This is a genomic window from Seohaeicola sp. 4SK31 (genome assembly GCF_028802875.1).
Taxonomy (GTDB): Bacteria; Pseudomonadota; Alphaproteobacteria; order Rhodobacterales; family Rhodobacteraceae; genus Seohaeicola.
Window position 1 is genome coordinate 88,080 of sequence record NZ_JARAMP010000010.1, and the last position, 16,537, is coordinate 104,616.

Sequence of the window (16,537 nt, forward strand, 5' to 3'; positions counted from 1 at the left end):
AACAAGCCTGTGGGAGCGGGCGCCTGTGAGGGAGGATTTCGCATGAAGGCTTTGGCGGGTGGCTATGCCCGGGCAAGAGACGTGACGCACGCGCTGGACCTGCTGGCGCAGGCGGACGGGATGGGCCGTGTGCTGGCGGGCGGGCAAAGCCTGATCGCGGCGATGAACATGCGGCTGAGCACAGGCGACATGCTGGTGGATATCTCGCGAATCGCGGATTTGCGCGGGGTGGCGGTCCAGGATGGTTGCCTGCGCATCGGCGCGCTGACGCGGCACGCCGATATCGGAACCGACCCTTTGGTGGCGACACATGCGCCGCTGCTGGTGCAGGCGGTGCATCACATCGCCCATGCCGCGATCCGTAACCGTGGCACCATCGGCGGATCGCTGGCCCATGCGGACCCTGCGGCGGAATTCCCGGCCTGCGTGCTGGTCTTGGGGGGCACGATCCATCTGCAGGGGTCGGAAGGCGTGCGGCAGGTAGCGGCGGAGGATTTCTTTGTCGATGTGTTCGAGACGGCGATTGAAGAGGGTGAGATCCTGACCGCGATCACCCTGCCCCTGCTTGAGGCTGGAGAGCGGCATGTGCTGATCGAGACCGCGCGGCGGTCGGGCGATTATGCGTTGGCGGGGCTGTGCGTGGTCAAGCGCGCGGCGGGGCATCGGGTCACGGCTTTCAGTGTGGGGCCGCGTCCCGTTCTGGCCATGGCGGCGATGGAACGGCTGGATGCGGGCGATACGGCGGGTGCCGTGGACGCGCTGCGGGCCGAGATTGATCCGCCCTCTGACACGCAGGCGAGCGCCGCCTATCGGCGCCATCTGGCGGGGGTCCTCTTGACCCGCGCCTTGCACGATCTGACAGGAGAGACCGCATGACCGAGGCGTTTCGCGACCGTATCGACATCGCCCTGACCGTGAATGGCGAAGCAGTGGAGGGCCGTGTGCCCGCAGGCCGCCATCTGATCGACTTTCTGCGGCTTGATCTGGGTCTGACCGGGTCCCATGCCAGTTGCGAGCATGGCGTGTGCGGCGCTTGCACGATCCATGTGGATGGGCAGGCCGTGCGGGGCTGTCTGATGCTGGCGGCGCAGGCGGACGGGGCCGAGGTCTGGACTCTGGAAGGGCTGACCGAGACGGGTGTGATCCGCGATCTGCAGGACGCTTTCGTGGAGCGCAACGCGCTGCAATGCGGGTATTGCACACCGGGGATGCTGGCCTCGATCAAGGAGTTGCTGGACATGGGCGGCGTGCCGGACCGGGCCACGATCCGCGAACATCTGTCGGGCAACTATTGCCGCTGCACCGGATACGAGGCGATCATCGACGCGGTGGAGAGCGTGGCAAAGGTCCGCGCCGGGGGGGCTGCGGCATGACCATTTCCTTCGGCAATCCCGACCGCCCGAACAGCTATATCGGCAAGACCGTGCCGCGGCCGAATGCGCCAAGGCTGGTGCAGGGGCGCGGTAAATATGTGGACGATATCGTGCTGCCGCGCATGGCGCATGTGGTGTTTGTGCGCAGCCCCCATGCGCATGCGAAGATCGGGGCCATCGACACGGCTGAGGCCGCGGCGGTCAAGGGTGTGTTGCGCATCTTTACGGGGGCGGACATTGCCGAGGTCTGCACGCCGTGGGTCGCGGTGCTGGCGCATCTCAAGGGGCTGAAATCCCCGCCGCAGCATGCGTTGGCGGTGGATCGGGCCTGCTGGGTCGGTGATCCGGTCGTCGCCGTGGTCGCCACGTCCCGCGCGGCCGCCGAGGAAGCGGCCGCACTGGTCGAGGTGGATTATGACCCCCTGCCCGCCGTCACCGACATGATGAGCGCGCTGGATGCGGACACGCCCGTGCTGCATCCCGATATGGGCGACAATCTGGCCTTCCGTCGGCTGCACGAGGAAGGCGATGTGGAGGCGGCCTTTGCCAGCGCTCACAAGGTGGTGGAGGCGCGGTTCAAGACGGCGCGGCACACGGGTGTGACGCTGGAGCCGCGCTCGATCCTTGTGGACTGGAACCCGGCCGAGAGGCAGATGACCGCGTGGCATGCGACACAGGCCCCACATATGATGCAGACGGTTTTCGCCAAGCATCTTGATCTGCCCGAAGGCCGGGTGCGCGTGATCTGCGACGATGTGGGCGGATCATATGGCATCAAGGTGCATGTCTACCCCGATGAGGTGGCGACGGCGGCGATTGCCAAGATCATGGCGCGGCCCATCAAGTTCGTGGCAGACCGGCTGGAGAGTTTCACGACCGATATTCACGCCCGCGACCACGAGATCGGCGCGCGGATCGCGGTGGATGAGACGGGCAAGATCCTGGCCATGGATATCGACGACTGGACGGCGATCGGCGCCTATTCGGTCTATCCGCGCACCTCGGCGATCGAGGGCAATCAGGTGGTGAACCTCTGTGGGGGACCCTATGATTTTGCGCATTACCGCGCGCAGACATCCGTGGTGTTCCAGAACAAGACGCCGACCTGCCAGTATCGCGCGGTGGGGCATCCCATCGCCGTGGCGGTGACCGAGGGTCTGGTCGATATGGCGGCGGCGGAACTGGGCATGGACCCGGTCGAGATCCGGCGGCGCAACATGTATGCCGATGACGCTTATCCCGTGACCTCGCCCGCCAAGATGCGGTTCGAGGGGCTGTCGCATCACGCCAGCATGGACAAACTGATGGCGCTGATGGATTACGAGGGCCTGCGCGCCGAACAGGCGGAATTGCGCAAGAAGGGCATCCATCGCGGCATCGGGATCGCCAGTTTCATCGAACTGACCAACCCATCGCCCTTCATGTATGGGATTGGCGGGGCGCGGATTTCGGCGCAGGATGGCTGCACCGTGCGGATGGACCCGGATGGCTCCATCGTGGCGCTGTCGGGTGTGACCGAACAAGGCCAGGGGACCGAGGCGATGCTGGCGCAGATCGTGGCCGAAGGCGTGGGCGTGGCCCCCGGACGGGTGCGCGTGATCACCGGGGATACGCAGGTGACGCCCTATGGCGGCGGCACATGGGCATCGCGCGGCGCGGGCATCGGTGGCGAGGCGGCGTTGCAATCGGCGCTGGCGCTGAAAGGGTCGATCCTTGAGGTGGCGGGTGCAATGCTGCAAGCGCCTGCCGACGCGCTGGATATTCGGGATGGTCAGGTCGTGGACACGGCCACGGGCGAGGCGCGGATGCCTTTGGAAGAACTGGGACGGATCGTCTATTTCCGGGGCGACACGCTGCCCAAGGGGCTGCCCCGCGAATTGGTGCAGACCCGGCATTTCATCACCTCGGACTATCCCTTTGCCTTCACCAATGGCGTGCAGGCCAGCTATCTTGAGGTGGATACCGGCACCGGCGAGGTGAAACTGCTGAAACACTGGTGCGTCGAGGATTGTGGGCGGATCATCAACCCGCAACTGGTGGATGAACAGATCCGGGGCGGGATCGTCCAGGGTTTGGGCGGTGCGCTGTTCGAGGAAATCCACTACGATGAGGATGGCCAGCTGCTGAACGGGTCGATGGCCGATTACCTTGTGCCGATGGCCGCCGAGATGCCCGATATGGTGATCGGCCATGTGGAGACGCCCACGATGGAAAGCACCCTTGGGGCCAAGGGCGCGGGAGAGGCGGGCACCGCCGGGGCGCCTGCTGCCGTGATGAATGCCATCAATGACGCGCTGCGCCCGCTGGGGGCGCAGGTCACCGCCATGCCCTTCACGCCGGAACGCATCCTGCGCGCGATGGGACAGATCGAAGACTGACGAAACCGCAGCGCGCAGGAGGAGGCACGCTGCACTAGGGAGGAAACACCATGAAGTTCACGACACTTACAGCGGCAACCGCGCTGGCCGTCTTTGGCGCGGGCTGGGCACAGGCGCAGCAATCCATCACGGTCAATATCGGATCGAGCCACCCGGAGGCGAATATCTGGGTCTATGCGATGAAGAACGCGTTCCAGCCCGAGGTGGACCGTATTCTGGCGGAAGCGGGCGAATACAAGATTACCTGGAACGAAGCCTATGGCGGCACGCTATACAAGTTCACCGACACCCGCGAGGCGGTGATGGACGGGATCGTGGATGTCGGCATGGTGGGCACTGTCTGGGAAGGCTCGGACATGCCGTTGCAGAACGTGACCTATTTCACGCCTTTCGCCACCTCGGATCACAAGATGATCATCGAGATCTTCGACGAGCTGAGCGAGACGCTGCCCGAACTGCGCGACAGCTGGGCTGCGAATGGTATGGTGCATCTGTCCTCGCTGATCACCGACAGCTATGACATCTATGCAAATTTCCCCGTCAGCAGCATGGCTGATCTGCAGAACCGCAAGCTGAACGCGCCGGGCACATCGGCCAACTGGTTGCAGGGCACGGGGGCGACCCCGGTGGATGGCGCGCTGACCACCTATTACACCAATATCCAGACCGGCGTGACCGAAGGGGCCTTGTCCTTTGCCTCGGGCATTTTGCCGACGCGGGTTTATGAGGTGGCACCTGAACTGACCCGCGTGGGCATCGGGTCGATGTATTTCGGCGGGATCGCGGCCAACAAGGACTTCTTCGAGGGTCTGCCCGAGCCCGTGCAGGCCGCATTCCGCGAGGCGGCCAAGGCTACGTCCAAGGCGCATGGCGATTATGTCCAGCAGCTTGCCGACCGCGCCATGACCGAGATGCAGGCGGCAGGTCTGAAAGTGACCGAACTGCCCGCCGATCAGAAGGCGGCATGGGTTGAAAACCTGCCCAATATCATCGAGCCTTGGCTCCAGCAGACGGGTGATGCGGGCAAGACCGTTCTCAAGGCCTATTTTGCGGCACTGCGCGAGCGCGGGGCCGAGCCACTGCGGGCCTGGGACGAAGGTCTCTGATCCGCACCACCACTCACGCGACATGCGCCCGTCCGGATCTGTCCGGGCGGGTGTTGCACCAAGAAAGGCAGGACCACAGCCATGGCAGGGCAGGATGACACCGGGACGCGGGCCGGCATAGGCGCACCGCTTGGCCCCATCGGAGCAGCGCTGTCCATGGCGGCGGCGGTCTTGTCCAGTATCGGCACGGTCTGGATCGCGGCGCTGATGTTTCTTGTCGTGGGCGATGTGATCGGCCGCAATTTCATGAATGCCCCGATCACCGGCGTGGCCGAGATCGCGGCGCGGTCGGTCGTGGCCATCGTGTTCCTTCAGGTGGCCCATGCCATCATGCAGGGGCGGCTGACGCGGGCGGATTTCCTGATCCGGGGGATCGGGGCACGGCTGCCCATGGCGCGCGTCGCGCTGGAGCGCAGTTTCGCGATTGCGGGCGCGATTGTCTTTGCGCTGATCGTCTGGGCGTCCTGGGGCAAGACGGTGGGCAGCTGGACCTCGGCCGAGTTTTTCGGCGTGCAGGGGGTGTTCACCATCCCGACCTTTCCATTCCGGGCCATCACCATCATCGGCGCGTCGCTGGCCTGTCTTGCCTGCCTCTATCGTGCCGCCCATCTGGACGACAGCGGCGAGGCTGACGCATCATGACCACTCTTGCCATCGGCTTTGTCCTGATCGTTCTTCTTGTGGCGCTGGTCCTGCTGGGGATGCAGATCGCCTATGCGCTGTTCGGCGTGGCCTTCATCGGCATCTGGATCATCCGCGACAATATCGACCTAGGCTTCCGGATGCTGGAGCTGACGGTCTATAGCGGGATTGCGGATTATCTGTTCGCGACCATTCCCCTGTTCGTGCTGATGGGGTTGCTTGTCAGCGTGTCCAATGTGGGCCGCGACACGTTCGAGGTGGCCGAGGAATTGCTGCGCCGCATGCTTTGTGGTCTGGGCGTGGCGACGGTGGCGGCGAATACGGTCTTTGCGGCCGTGACGGGCGTCTCCATCGCATCGGCGGCGGTCTTTACACAGGTGGCGGTGCCCGAGATGACACGGCACGGCTATCGCCCGGCCTTTGCCGCAGGCACGGTGGCCGGATCGTCGGTGCTGGGCATGATGATCCCGCCGAGCCTGTTGCTGATCATCTATGGCGTGTTGGCCGAGGTGTCGATTGGCGGCATGTTCATCGCCGGCATCGTGCCGGGTCTGCTGATGGCGGTGGGTTTTGTCGTGATGCTGATGCTGATGGCGCTGCTGGCACCGCGGTTCGTCTTTGTCGATGCCGCCGCCGCGCGGGAGAAGCGGCTGGACCGGAACGGGCCGAAGATGCCGCTGGGCGTCATGCTGTCCAAGCTGGTGCCCATCGTGGTGCTGGTGCTGCTGGTTCTGGGCGGTCTCTATACCGGGTTTTTCACGCCGACCGAAGCGGGCGGTGTCGGGGCCTTTGGCGCGCTGGTGATCGCGCTGGCGCGGCGCAGTCTGGACCGCCGCAAGATGTGGGAGGTGCTGAAACAGACCGGCACGATCTCGGTGTCGATCCTGCTGCTGCTGATTGCGGCCAGTTTCTATTCGCGGATGCTGTCGATTGCCGGTCTGCCCGCCGCCATTGCCGATCTGGTGCAGGCGGGCGGGTTCAGCCCGCTGGGGTTCCTGTTTCTTTATGCGGTGATCATCTTGCTGATGGGGATGATCCTGGACAGCACCTCGATCCTGCTGATCATGGTGCCGATTGCCGCGCCCATTGCGCAAAGCCTTGGCATTGACCTGATGCAGTTCGGGATCGTCACCGTCATCGCGGTCGAGATCGGCTTGCTGACGCCGCCCTTCGGGATCTCGGTCTTTACGGTGCACAACACGCTGAACAGGCCGGATGTGAAGGTGGAGCAGATCTTTGCGGCCACCCTGCCCTTCATCGCGGTGATGCTGGCGGTGCTGCTGCTGGTGGCGCTGGTGCCCGCAACGGCGACGGTGTTCCTGTAGGCGGAGCGGGATCGCCCCGCGCGGTGTCAAGGCGCGGCTCGCGCCGCCGCGCGATTGGCCGATCCGCCCCGCGTGTCGGCCATCGCACCCTCACCGTTGCAGATCAGCGCGCGCCCATCGGCAGGTGCAGGACCAGTGCGGGAAAGACGATCACCAGAAGCAGCGCCGCGATCTGGATCAGAACGAAGGGCATGACCCCCTTGTAGATGGTCGAGATCGGGATATCGGGGGCGATGCCGCGCAGGTAAAAGAGCGCATATCCGAAAGGTGGCGTCAAAAAGGACGTTTGCAGGTTCACCGCCAGTGCGATGGCGAACCAGATCATCACCTGCTCGGACGGCATGCCGAAATCCAGCAGCGCCACGACGGGGGCGACGATGGGGACAACGACCAGCGTGATCTCGACCCAGTCCAGAAAGAAGCCCAAGAGGAAGATCAGCGCCATGATGATGAACAGGACCCAATAGGGGTTCGCATCCTCGATATTGAAGATCTCCAGTATCATCGCGTCCCCGCCCAGACGGCGGAACACGACCGAAAAGATCGAGGCCCCGATCATCACGAACACGATCATGGCCGTGGTCTTGGTGGTCTCGTAGACGGCGCCTTGCAAGGCCGGGAATGTCAGCTTGCGCGACATCAGCGCCAGCAGCAGCGCGCCCGCCGCGCCGATGGCCGCGGATTCGGTGGGGGTGGCGATACCGGCGATGATCGTGCCCAGCACCGACAGGATCAGCACGAACGGGGCCAGCAGATCGCGGGTCAGCGCCCATGCGGCGGGCCAGAAGGCGATAGGCTCGACCCGTTCGGGCGCGGGCACGCGATGGGGCGCGAAGAACGCCACCCCAGCGAGGTAGAGGAAATAGAGTCCGGCCAGCAGCAGCCCGGGCCCGATGGCCCCCATGAACAGATCGCCCACGGACAGGCGCATCTGATCGCCCAGAATGATCAGCATGATCGAGGGCGGCAGCAGGATGCCCAATGTGCCCGATGAGGCGATGAGGCCACAGGAGAGCTTCATGTCATAGTTCGCCTCGCGCATGGCGGGCAAGGCCATCATGCCCATCATCACGACAGAGGCGCCGATGATGCCGGTCGAAGCCGCCATGATCACACCGATGATCGCCACCGCGAAGGCATAGCCCCCCGGCAAGCCGCGAAAGAGGGCGGCCAGCGAGCGCATGAGCCGTTCCGCGATGCCCGAGCGTTCCAGCATCAGGCCCATGAAGACGAACAGGGGGATGGCGACCAGCAGCCAGTTGGTCAGGATGCCCGAATAGATGCGCTGCACGCCCATGGACAGAAAGAGCATCGGCACATCGGCCAGCACGGCAAAAAGGATGCCGACGCCTGCCAGAATGAAGGCTACCGGATAGCCCGAGAACACGCCCGCCATCAGCGCGAGCAGCATCAGCATGGGCCACAGATGTTCGGTCATGACAGGTCCTTCTGGTCTTTGTCCGTTGTGCCGCGCAACAGTTCCACCGCTGTGCCAAGCCCGCGCAGGAGGCCCATCAGACCCAGAATGGCAAAGGACAGCGGCACCATCGCCTTGATGATCCAGCGGCTGTTCAGCCCGCCCTGGGTCGAGCCTTCGCCGGTCGTCCATGCGGTCAGCGCAAAGGACCAGCCATACCATGCGATGATCAGGCAGAAGGGCAGCAGGAAGAGAAGATCGCCCAGCATGCGGGTCCACAGACGCTGGCGCTGCGTCATCATCAGTGACAGGAAATCCACCGCCACATGCTTGTCGTCACGCAGGGCCCATGCGCCGCCGAACAGGACCAGAAGCGCGAAAATATACCATTGCAGGTCGAACAGGCCGTTCACCGTCAGGGCGCGGCCCAGAACGGGCAGTTGCGCATCCCACGCCATCAGGGTGTTCAGGCCCATCTTGGCATAGACCACCGCGATCAGGATCGAGGCGATCAGCGGCAGGATCAGCCAGCTGACCCATTTGCCGGGCAGGCACAGCAGGTCCAGCAGTTTCGTCAGGATTGCAGGCATGTCTCCCCCTCCCCTCGCAAGGAACAGGGCGGCGCGGGGCCGCCCTGCCATTGGTTCAGTCTAGCAAAGGGTCAGCGCGGCGGAAGGGCTTGCAGCGCGCTCCATTCCCCGACCGAGTCCATATAGGCGCGCAGCGATGTCAGCGCCTCGGCGAAGATCGGGTCGTTCTGGGCCTGCTCTTCCAGCACTTCCTCGGATGCGGCGCGCAGGGCCAGCAGCACCTCATCGGGGAAGCGTTTGATCTCGACGCCGGCTTCGCGGATCGTGGCGATGGCCTCGGCCTGCGCATCGACCTGATCGTGCAGGTTATAGGCGATGTTGGCGTAGCAGGCTTCTTTCATGATCTCCTGCGTGGCCGCGTCAAAGCCGTTCCAGACATCCATGTTGATGATGATGCTGTCCCAGCTTGAGGGCTGATGCCAGCCGGGGAAGTAGTAGTATTTCGTCACGCGCTGGAAGCCGAAGCCCACGTCAAGCTGCGGGGCGGAAAACTCGGCGGCGTCGATGCGACCGGTTTCGAGGCTGAGGAAGATCTCGCCCGCTGGCACCATCTGGGTATTGGCGCCCAGCTTGGCCATGGTCAGGCCACCAAGGCCCGCGATGCGCATGTTGAGGCCCTTGAGGTCGTCAACCGTGTTGATTTCCTTGTTGAACCAGCCGCCCGCCTCGGCACCGACCAGATGGCAGGGCAGAACCTTGACGTTCAAAGGATCATAAGCCTTCTGGATGATCTCGAGCCCGCCGCCTTCGAACATCCAGGCCAGCGCGATATCGGGGGTCGGGCCGAAGGGCATGGAGCCCACGAGGTTCGCGACGGGGATCTGTTGCGCCCAGTAGCCGATCCAGTCGAAGCCCATCTGGAGCGCACCCGAACTGACCGCGCCGAACACTTCGAACGGGGGCACGAATTCGCCTGCGCCATGCACCTTGATGGTGACATCGCCGCCGGTCATCTTCGACACGCGATCCGCCCAAAGCTGCGGGCTGGGGCCGATCGAGGGCACGTTCAGACCGAAGACGCTTTGCAGGTCATAGGTCTGCGCCTGCGCCACGCCGACGGATGCGCCCGTGGTCATCACAGCGGCCAGAACAGCCGTACTCAACACATGTTTCATGGTTTCTCCTCCCTGAAGGTGCCTGCGCGGTCTGGGCCGGCAGGCGGTCTTTGGCACAGCATGGGACTGCCCCTGCCGCTCCCTATTTGTTAGATATAATCAAATACGTTTGCAAGAAACAAATTATTTGCTAGGTACAGCCCAAGGATGAACCGGGGAGGATGGGACATGACAGAGCGGTTTGACGGCAAGGTGGCCGTCGTCACGGGAGCGGCGCAGGGCAATGGAAAAGCCATCGCCACAGCGCTGGCACAGGCCGGGGCCGCCGTCGCCTGCTGTGACATGCAGGCCGATTCGCTGGCATCCACCGTGGCCGGGATCACCGCAGCCGGAGGCCGCGCCGTCGCGGTGCCGCTGGACGTGACGGATGCGGCGGGATGTGTCGCGGCGGCTGAACGGGTGCGCGCGGAACTGGGTGACGCCGCCATTCTGGTGAACAATGCGGGCATCATCCGGCGCACGCCGCTGGACGCGGACAGCTTTGCCGCCGACTGGGACGCGGTCATGGCCGTCAACACGACCGGCGTGATGCAGGTCAGCCGGGCCTTTCTGGATCAGTTGAAGGCGACGCGGGGCAGCATCGTCAACCTTGGCTCGATCATGTCGGTGACGGCAGGGCCGGGATTGTCGGCCTATGCCGCGTCAAAGGGCGCGGTGCTGCAACTGACCCGCGCGATGGCCCATGACCTTGCCCCCTTCGGCATCCGGGTGAACGCGATTGCGCCCGGCGTGATCGAAACTCCCATGACCGAGGCGACCCGCACGAATGCCGATGCCATTGGCCGGTTCATGGCCCATACGCCGATGCGCCGCGTGGGCCTGCCCGAAGAACTGGCGGGGCCGGTCCTGTTTCTGGCGTCAAGCGCCGCAAGCTATGTGACGGGGGCCTTGCTACCCGTCGATGGCGGATACCTGTCCGCCTGAAGGAAGGAATTGACGAGATGACACGCAAGGATGTGGATGTATTGGTGGTAGGTTCGGGTGCGGGCGGGCTGGCGACAGCTGTCGCCGCCGCCCATCGCCGCCTTGAGGTGCTGGTGGTGGAGAAAGAGCCTGTGTTCGGCGGCACCACGGCGCGGTCGGGCGGCTGGATGTGGATCCCCGGCAACGGGCCTGCGATGCGCGCAGGTGTGGATGACAGCGCGGCCAAGGCGCGGACCTATCTGGAACATGAGGCGGGCGCGCATTTCGATGCCCCCCGCGTGGATGCCTTTCTTGAGGCGGGCCCCAAGGCGGTGGCGTTCTTCGAGGACAACACCGCGCTGCAATTCGACCTTGGCCCGTTCTTCGCCGATTATCATCCCGATGCGCCAGGGGGCATGGACGGGGGCCGTTCCATCGTGGCGCGGCCCTTCGACGGGCGGGAGTTGGGGCCGGAGATAGCCCGCCTGCGCCCGCCTCTGGCCGAGATCACCTTTCTGGGCATGATGATCGGGTCGGGCAAGGAATTGCTGCACTTCTTCAATGTGACACGCTCGCCCGTCTCGGCCTTCTATGTGGGCAAACTGTTCCTCAAGTTCCTGCGCGACATGGCCTTTCATGGGCGGCCGATGCGGCTGATGAATGGCAATGCGCTGGTGGGGCGGCTGGCGCGGTCGGCCTTTGACAAGGGCGTGCCGATCTGGACCAACGCGCCGGTGCGCGGGTTGATCCGCGACGATGCGGGTCGGGTGATCGGGGCGCGGGTGGACAGTTCGACCGGACCGGTCGAGGTGATGGCCCGCAAGGGCGTGGTGCTGGCGGCGGGTGGCTTTCCGCAGGATGCGCTGCGCCGCAAGGAACTGATGCCCCATGCGCCGAGCGGGCACGAGCACGTCTCGCCCGCCCCTCCGGGCAATACCGGCGACGGGTTGCGTCTGGGAGAATCCGTGGGGGCTGTGGTGGATACCACCCTGCCCCATGCCGCGGCCTGGGTGCCGATCTCGCGCCCGCGCCGCCCGGACGGCACCTTGGGCACGTTTCCCCATTTCGTGGACCGCTCGAAACCTGGTGTGATCGCGGTCACGCGGTCGGGTCGGCGCTTTGTGAACGAGGCCAATTCCTATCACGATTTCTGTCAGGCGATGGTCGCGCGCTGCCGCGCGGAAGCTGGCGAGGATGCCGAGATCGCGGCGTGGTTCGTGACGGATCACCGCGCTTTCCGCAAATACGGGTTGGGCTTTGCCAAGCCCGCGCCGGTGCCTTTCGGCAAGCTGATCAAGGATGGCTATCTTTTGCAGGGCAAGACACTGGCCGATCTGGCCGCGCAGATCGGGGCGGATGCGGCGGCCTTGCAAGAGACCGTGCGGCATTTCAACGAGGGCGCACGACGGGGCGAGGACCCGGACTTCGGCAAGGGCACGACCAGCTATAACCGTTCGCTGGGGGACCCGGATCATGGGCCGAACCCCTGTCTGGCCCCGCTGGAGACGGGACCGTTCTATGCGGTGCGCCTCTATGTCGGCGATCTGGGCACCTTTGCGGGCCTCAAGACCAATGCCAATGCGGAAGTGCTGGACGAGGCGGGCAAACCGCTGGGTGGGCTGTATTCGGTGGGCAATGACGCGGCTTCGATCATGGGTGGCAACTATCCCGGTGGCGGCATCACATTGGGTCCCGCGCTGACCTTTGGCTATATCGCGGCCCGGCACATGTCCGGCGCCAATGACTGAGGCGCGCCGGGCCAGGGTCGGCATCGCGCTGGGGCTGGGGGCAGCGTTCAGTTGGGGCATCTACAACGTCGGGGCCGAGATCGGTCAGGCCAGCGGGTTTCGCCCCGCTGACCTGACCATGCTGCGCTATGGCGGGGCCGCGCTGCTGATGCTGCCCCTGCTGTGGCTGGCGCGGCATCGCTTGCCGCCGCTTGGGCAGATCGCATGGGTGACGCTGCTGATCGGTCCGCCCTTTGCATTGCTGTTCAATTTTGGTTTTCAGCGCGCGCCGCTGTCGCATGCGGTGGTGATCGGGCCGGGCATGTCGATGCTGATGGCCAATGCCTTGGTGCGATGGCGGGACGGTGTGCCTTTGACCCTGCACCGCAAGATCGGCATGGGCGTGCTGATTGCGGGGCTTCTGGTGATCGCCGCCGATCAGCCCGCGCCGAAATCCTGGGGCGGGTCGGTTCTGCTGGGGGATCTGTGCTTTGTCGGATCAGGAAGCCTGTGGGGGATTTACGTCTATCTCATGGGCCGCTGGCGGTTGCCGCCAATCGAGACCACGGCGGCGGTGGCAAGCCTTGCCACGCTGTGCTTTGTGCCGGTCTACATGATCGTCTGGGGGCTGCCGGTCATGCCTGCGGCGCTATGGGCCGAGCAGTTCTTCTATCAGGGCGCGATCGGTGGCTGTCTGGCCTTTGTGGTTTTCGCCGCCGCCGTGGGGCGTCTGGGTGCGGGGCGGGCCGCGCTGTTTGCGGCGCTGGTGCCGTCATCGGCGGTGCTGCTGGCGATTCCGCTGACAGGGCAATGGCCAGAACCGCTGCAATGGGCGGGTGTGGTGCTGGCCTCGGTGGGGCTGATCGTGTCGCTGGACCTGTGGGCGGGGCGCAGGACACCATTGCCGCAGGCCGTGCCGGGCACTAGGTCTGGGAACTGACAACAAAGGGCGCGGATGTGAGCATCGCAGAGGACAAACCGACCAAGGCGCAACGCGGTATCCGGTCATTGGAGACGGGGGGCGCGATCCTGCGGGCCATGGCGCTGTCGCAGGACCCGATGAAGCTTCGGGATCTGGCTGAGGCGGTTGATATCGCGCCGGCGCAACTGCATCCCTATCTGGTCAGTCTGCGGGCCATCGGCATGGTCGAGCAGACGGAAACCGGGCTTTACCAGCTTGGCCCCTTTGCGCTGGAACTGGGGTTGAGCCGTTTGCGCGCGCAGGACGCCTATCACGAGACGATCCGCCGTGTTGGCGCGCTGGCCGAAGAAACGCGGCTGATGGTGGCCCTGTCGGTCTGGGGGCTGCACGGCGTCACCATCGTGCATGTGACGGAAGGCAGCGCGCAGATCCATGCCAATGTGCGTGCCGGTGGCGGGTTCATGATGACGGCCACGGCTACGGGGCGCCTGTTCGCGGCATTCCTGAACCCGGCCCTGACCGCGCCCGTCATCGCGCGCGAGATCCGGGACAACGCCACGGGCAATGCGCCACCCTTCGACGAGGCACGCTATCGCGCCGAGGTGGCGGCCATCCGCGCGCGCGGATACGAGACGACGCTGGATGCGCCGATCCCCGGTGTCAGCGCTGTGACCGCGCCCGTGTTCGACTATAGCGGGACGATCCAACTGGCCATCACCGTCGTCGGCCCGACATCGCAGATCGACCTTGCGCCAGAGGGGCGGACGGTGCGGGCTGTGCTGGATTTCACAGGACGGTTGTCGGCCGATCTGGGCTATTGCGTGGCCCATTCCGGCGGGCTTGAAGCGCGGGGTTGAGCCGCGCCTGAAAAACGGACGGTTGCTCGATTTTTTGCGGCCTTGCGCCATGATCCGACTTGCCAAGCCATGCGGATGACATAAGCTTCCCAAGGGTAAACATATGGGAGGATTACCGGAATGACTTGGCTTGCATCCTCGATCATGGGGCGGCGCGGTGAGGCGCAGGCGCGCGCGGGAAAGACGCATTTCCTGAGCGAGGCGGCGCAGGGGCAGTATCACTATGTCTATGGCCCCTATGCCGATCCGGTGATGACAGTGGCCCCCGGAGACGTGGTCGCGGTGGAAACGCTGGATGCCTTTGGTGGCGCGGTCAAGACCGAAGCCGACCTGCCGTCCAAGGTGCTGAACATGCCCTTCGTGAACCCGCAGAACGGCCCCATTGCCGTAACAGGCGCGAAGAAGGGCGATGTGCTGGCGGTCTATATCAAGGACCTGCTGCCGCGCGGGCCGCAGCCTGCGGGGACCACGGCGCTGATCCCCGATTTCGGCGGGCTGGTGGCCTCCAGCCTGACCCATCTGAACGCGCCGATTGCCGAGCGGGTCAAGAAGATGGAGGTGACGCCGGATGGCGTGAAATTCTCGGACAGGATCACGCTTCCTTACGAGCCTTTCGTGGGCACGATGGGGGTCAGCCCCGAGCTTGAGGCGATCTCGTCGCTCGTGCCGGACTATTACGGCGGCAACATGGACCTGCCCGACGTGGCCCCCGGTGCGGTGATCTATTTCCCCGTGCAGCGGGATGATGCCTATTTCTTCATCGGCGATTGCCACGGCCGACAGGGCGATGGCGAGTTGTGCGGCGTGGCCGTGGAAATCCCCGCCACCGTGACCGTGCAGATCGACCTCATCAAGGGCTGGTCAATCCCCGGCGTGCGGCTGGAGACCGAGGATTTCATCATGTCGGTGGGCTCTGCCCGCCCGATGGAGGATGCGGCCCGCATGGCCTATCGCGATCTGATCCGCTGGATGGTTGATGATTACGGGTTCGAGGAATCCGAGGCTTATTTTCTGGCGACACAGGCGGGAAAGATGCGCGTCGGGAATATGGTGGACCCGAAATATTCGCTGGGTGCGTCAATGTTGAAAAAGTATCTGGGCTGAGAGGGACGACACGAGATGGATCTGGGATTGAAAGGCAAGCGCGTGCTGGTCACGGGCGGCACCAAGGGGATCGGCCTGCATTGCGCCGAGATCTTCGCGGCGGAAGGCGCGGCGGTATCGGTCTGCGCACGCGATGCGACGGGCGTGACGGCCACGGTCGAAGCGCTCAAGGCCAAGGGCGCCCATGCCTTTGGCCGGGCGGTGGATGTGTCCAATGCGCATGCGTTGAAATCATGGGTGCAGGACAGCGCCGCCGCTTTGGGCGGCATCGACATTGTCGTGGCGAATGTGTCGGCGCTGGCCGTGGCCGATGACGAGGCGGCGTGGCAGGCCGGGTATGAGACGGACATGATGCATTCGGTGCGTCTGGTGAATGCCGCGATGCCTTGGCTGGAGAAATCCGATGCGGCGTCGATCACGCTGATCTCATCGGTTTCGGGGCGCGAGGTGGATTTCACCGGACCCGCCTATGGCGCTTTCAAGGCCGCTTTGGTGCATTACGCGCAAGGTTTGGCGATGAAACTGGCCCCCAAGGGGATCAGGGCCAATACCGTGTCGCCGGGCAATACCTATTTCGACGGCGGCATCTGGCAGTCGATCGAAAAGAACAACCCGGCGCTGTTTGCCGAAGCCTTGGGGATGAACCCGATGGGGCGGATGGCGAAACCCGAGGAGATTGCACGGGGTGTTGTCTTCCTCGCCTCGCCCGCGTCCAGCTTTACCAGCGGCACCAATCTGGTGATCGACGGGGCGCTGACCAAGGGCGTGCAGCTTTAACGAAAAAACACCTCCGGCCCTGTCACCACGGTGGCGGGGCCGTCGAGCAGATGGCCCGCGGCGGCGAAGAACCCTTGCGATCCCGCGCCGTTGTTGTGCCGCTCCATCGCGGCGCGGTCCGTGAACCGCTCATGGGTCACGAAAAGACAGGGATCATCGGCGCTTTGCGTTACGAAAAAACTGGCCGTGTCGGGTTCTTGGGCGCGGACATAATCGCCCACCTTCAACAGTTCCGCCTTCACCGTATCCTCATGCCCCTTCTGGGCGCGCAATATTGCGGTCAGGGTGAACATCGGTCTTT

16 protein-coding genes are annotated in these 16,537 nt (G+C 64.5%); 12 read left to right on the top strand and 4 right to left on the bottom strand.

Translation table 11 applies throughout. The features are described from left to right. The first annotated feature begins 42 nt into the window (after positions 1-42). The 6 genes from PVW27_RS10225 to PVW27_RS10250 all read left to right on the top strand — a co-directional run bounded on the left by PVW27_RS10225 (position 43) and on the right by PVW27_RS10250 (position 6,824). Complete coding sequence (locus tag PVW27_RS10225; RefSeq protein ID WP_274557412.1) at positions 43-876, top strand: FAD binding domain-containing protein; 834 nt, start codon at positions 43-45, stop codon at positions 874-876. Beyond that, positions 873-1,373, top strand: coding sequence for a (2Fe-2S)-binding protein (locus PVW27_RS10230; protein WP_274557414.1), 501 nt, complete (start codon positions 873-875; stop codon positions 1,371-1,373). The genes PVW27_RS10225 and PVW27_RS10230 overlap by 4 nt, the downstream gene beginning before the upstream one ends. Continuing rightward, entirely contained in the window at positions 1,370-3,751 is a 2,382-nt protein-coding gene (locus PVW27_RS10235; protein WP_274557416.1) for a xanthine dehydrogenase family protein molybdopterin-binding subunit, read from the top strand. Before PVW27_RS10230 ends, PVW27_RS10235 begins: the two co-directional genes overlap by 4 nt. 50 nt (positions 3,752-3,801) lie before the next feature. Next, complete coding sequence (locus PVW27_RS10240; RefSeq protein ID WP_274557417.1) at positions 3,802-4,857, top strand: C4-dicarboxylate TRAP transporter substrate-binding protein; 1,056 nt, start codon at positions 3,802-3,804, stop codon at positions 4,855-4,857. 81 nt (positions 4,858-4,938) lie between these two features. After that, positions 4,939-5,499, top strand: a complete 561-nt coding sequence (locus tag PVW27_RS10245; protein WP_274557419.1) for a TRAP transporter small permease subunit — start codon at positions 4,939-4,941, stop codon at positions 5,497-5,499. After that, positions 5,496-6,824, top strand: a complete 1,329-nt coding sequence (locus PVW27_RS10250; protein WP_274557421.1) for a TRAP transporter large permease — start codon at positions 5,496-5,498, stop codon at positions 6,822-6,824. Before PVW27_RS10245 ends, PVW27_RS10250 begins: the two co-directional genes overlap by 4 nt. Before the next feature lie 103 nt (positions 6,825-6,927). On the opposite strand, the gene PVW27_RS10255 is transcribed toward PVW27_RS10250, so the two are convergent. From PVW27_RS10255 to PVW27_RS10265, 3 genes are all read right to left on the bottom strand, one after another. After that, a complete protein-coding gene (locus tag PVW27_RS10255) occupies positions 6,928-8,262 on the bottom strand; it encodes a TRAP transporter large permease (protein ID WP_274557423.1) in 1,335 nt (444 codons plus the stop codon). After that, complete coding sequence (locus PVW27_RS10260; RefSeq protein ID WP_274557425.1) at positions 8,259-8,831, bottom strand: TRAP transporter small permease subunit; 573 nt, start codon at positions 8,829-8,831, stop codon at positions 8,259-8,261. The genes PVW27_RS10255 and PVW27_RS10260 overlap by 4 nt, the downstream gene beginning before the upstream one ends. A gap of 71 nt (positions 8,832-8,902) precedes the next feature. Continuing rightward, the gene (locus PVW27_RS10265) at positions 8,903-9,946 is read right to left on the bottom strand and encodes a TRAP transporter substrate-binding protein (protein ID WP_274557426.1); all 1,044 of its coding nucleotides are present in this window, start codon (positions 9,944-9,946) and stop codon (positions 8,903-8,905) included. A 168-nt stretch (positions 9,947-10,114) separates the two neighbouring features. Between PVW27_RS10265 and PVW27_RS10270 the strand changes: the two genes are divergently transcribed. From PVW27_RS10270 to PVW27_RS10295, 6 genes are all read left to right on the top strand, one after another. Continuing rightward, complete coding sequence (locus tag PVW27_RS10270; protein ID WP_274557428.1) at positions 10,115-10,870, top strand: SDR family NAD(P)-dependent oxidoreductase; 756 nt, start codon at positions 10,115-10,117, stop codon at positions 10,868-10,870. 17 nt (positions 10,871-10,887) lie between these two features. Next, positions 10,888-12,597: an FAD-dependent oxidoreductase gene (locus tag PVW27_RS10275; RefSeq protein WP_274557430.1), complete on the top strand. Its 1,710-nt coding sequence runs from the start codon at positions 10,888-10,890 to the stop codon at positions 12,595-12,597. Continuing rightward, complete coding sequence (locus PVW27_RS10280) at positions 12,590-13,516, top strand: DMT family transporter (protein WP_274557431.1); 927 nt, start codon at positions 12,590-12,592, stop codon at positions 13,514-13,516. Before PVW27_RS10275 ends, PVW27_RS10280 begins: the two co-directional genes overlap by 8 nt. A gap of 17 nt (positions 13,517-13,533) precedes the next feature. Next, positions 13,534-14,355, top strand: coding sequence for an IclR family transcriptional regulator (locus PVW27_RS10285; RefSeq protein ID WP_274557433.1), 822 nt, complete (start codon positions 13,534-13,536; stop codon positions 14,353-14,355). Between the two features lie 120 nt (positions 14,356-14,475). Further along, a complete protein-coding gene (locus PVW27_RS10290; RefSeq protein ID WP_274557434.1) occupies positions 14,476-15,459 on the top strand; it encodes an acetamidase/formamidase family protein in 984 nt (327 codons plus the stop codon). Between the two features lie 15 nt (positions 15,460-15,474). Beyond that, entirely contained in the window at positions 15,475-16,236 is a 762-nt protein-coding gene (locus tag PVW27_RS10295; RefSeq protein WP_274557436.1) for an SDR family NAD(P)-dependent oxidoreductase, read from the top strand. On the opposite strand, the gene PVW27_RS10300 is transcribed toward PVW27_RS10295, so the two are convergent. After that, positions 16,233-16,529, bottom strand: a complete 297-nt coding sequence (locus PVW27_RS10300; RefSeq protein ID WP_274557438.1) for a putative quinol monooxygenase — start codon at positions 16,527-16,529, stop codon at positions 16,233-16,235. The two genes, PVW27_RS10295 and PVW27_RS10300, sit on opposite strands and share 4 nt — an antisense overlap. Between the last annotated feature and the right edge of the window lie 8 nt (positions 16,530-16,537).

Excerpts from the sequence above, each read along its gene's own strand:
- PVW27_RS10260 (WP_274557425.1), bottom strand. The coding sequence starts at position 8,831 with ATGCCTGCAATCCTGACGAAACTGCTGGACCTGCTGTGCCTGCCCGGC.
- PVW27_RS10265 (WP_274557426.1), bottom strand. The coding sequence starts at position 9,946 with ATGAAACATGTGTTGAGTACGGCTGTTCTGGCCGCTGTGATGACCACG.
- PVW27_RS10250 (WP_274557421.1), top strand. The coding sequence starts at position 5,496 with ATGACCACTCTTGCCATCGGCTTTGTCCTGATCGTTCTTCTTGTGGCG.
- PVW27_RS10300 (WP_274557438.1), bottom strand. The coding sequence starts at position 16,529 with ATGTTCACCCTGACCGCAATATTGCGCGCCCAGAAGGGGCATGAGGAT.
- PVW27_RS10255 (WP_274557423.1), bottom strand. The coding sequence starts at position 8,262 with ATGACCGAACATCTGTGGCCCATGCTGATGCTGCTCGCGCTGATGGCG.
- PVW27_RS10295 (WP_274557436.1), top strand. The coding sequence starts at position 15,475 with ATGGATCTGGGATTGAAAGGCAAGCGCGTGCTGGTCACGGGCGGCACC.
- PVW27_RS10225 (WP_274557412.1), top strand. The coding sequence starts at position 43 with ATGAAGGCTTTGGCGGGTGGCTATGCCCGGGCAAGAGACGTGACGCAC.
- PVW27_RS10290 (WP_274557434.1), top strand. The coding sequence starts at position 14,476 with ATGACTTGGCTTGCATCCTCGATCATGGGGCGGCGCGGTGAGGCGCAG.
- PVW27_RS10275 (WP_274557430.1), top strand. The coding sequence starts at position 10,888 with ATGACACGCAAGGATGTGGATGTATTGGTGGTAGGTTCGGGTGCGGGC.
- PVW27_RS10245 (WP_274557419.1), top strand. The coding sequence starts at position 4,939 with ATGGCAGGGCAGGATGACACCGGGACGCGGGCCGGCATAGGCGCACCG.
- PVW27_RS10240 (WP_274557417.1), top strand. The coding sequence starts at position 3,802 with ATGAAGTTCACGACACTTACAGCGGCAACCGCGCTGGCCGTCTTTGGC.
- PVW27_RS10235 (WP_274557416.1), top strand. The coding sequence starts at position 1,370 with ATGACCATTTCCTTCGGCAATCCCGACCGCCCGAACAGCTATATCGGC.
- PVW27_RS10230 (WP_274557414.1), top strand. The coding sequence starts at position 873 with ATGACCGAGGCGTTTCGCGACCGTATCGACATCGCCCTGACCGTGAAT.
- PVW27_RS10270 (WP_274557428.1), top strand. The coding sequence starts at position 10,115 with ATGACAGAGCGGTTTGACGGCAAGGTGGCCGTCGTCACGGGAGCGGCG.
- PVW27_RS10280 (WP_274557431.1), top strand. The coding sequence starts at position 12,590 with ATGACTGAGGCGCGCCGGGCCAGGGTCGGCATCGCGCTGGGGCTGGGG.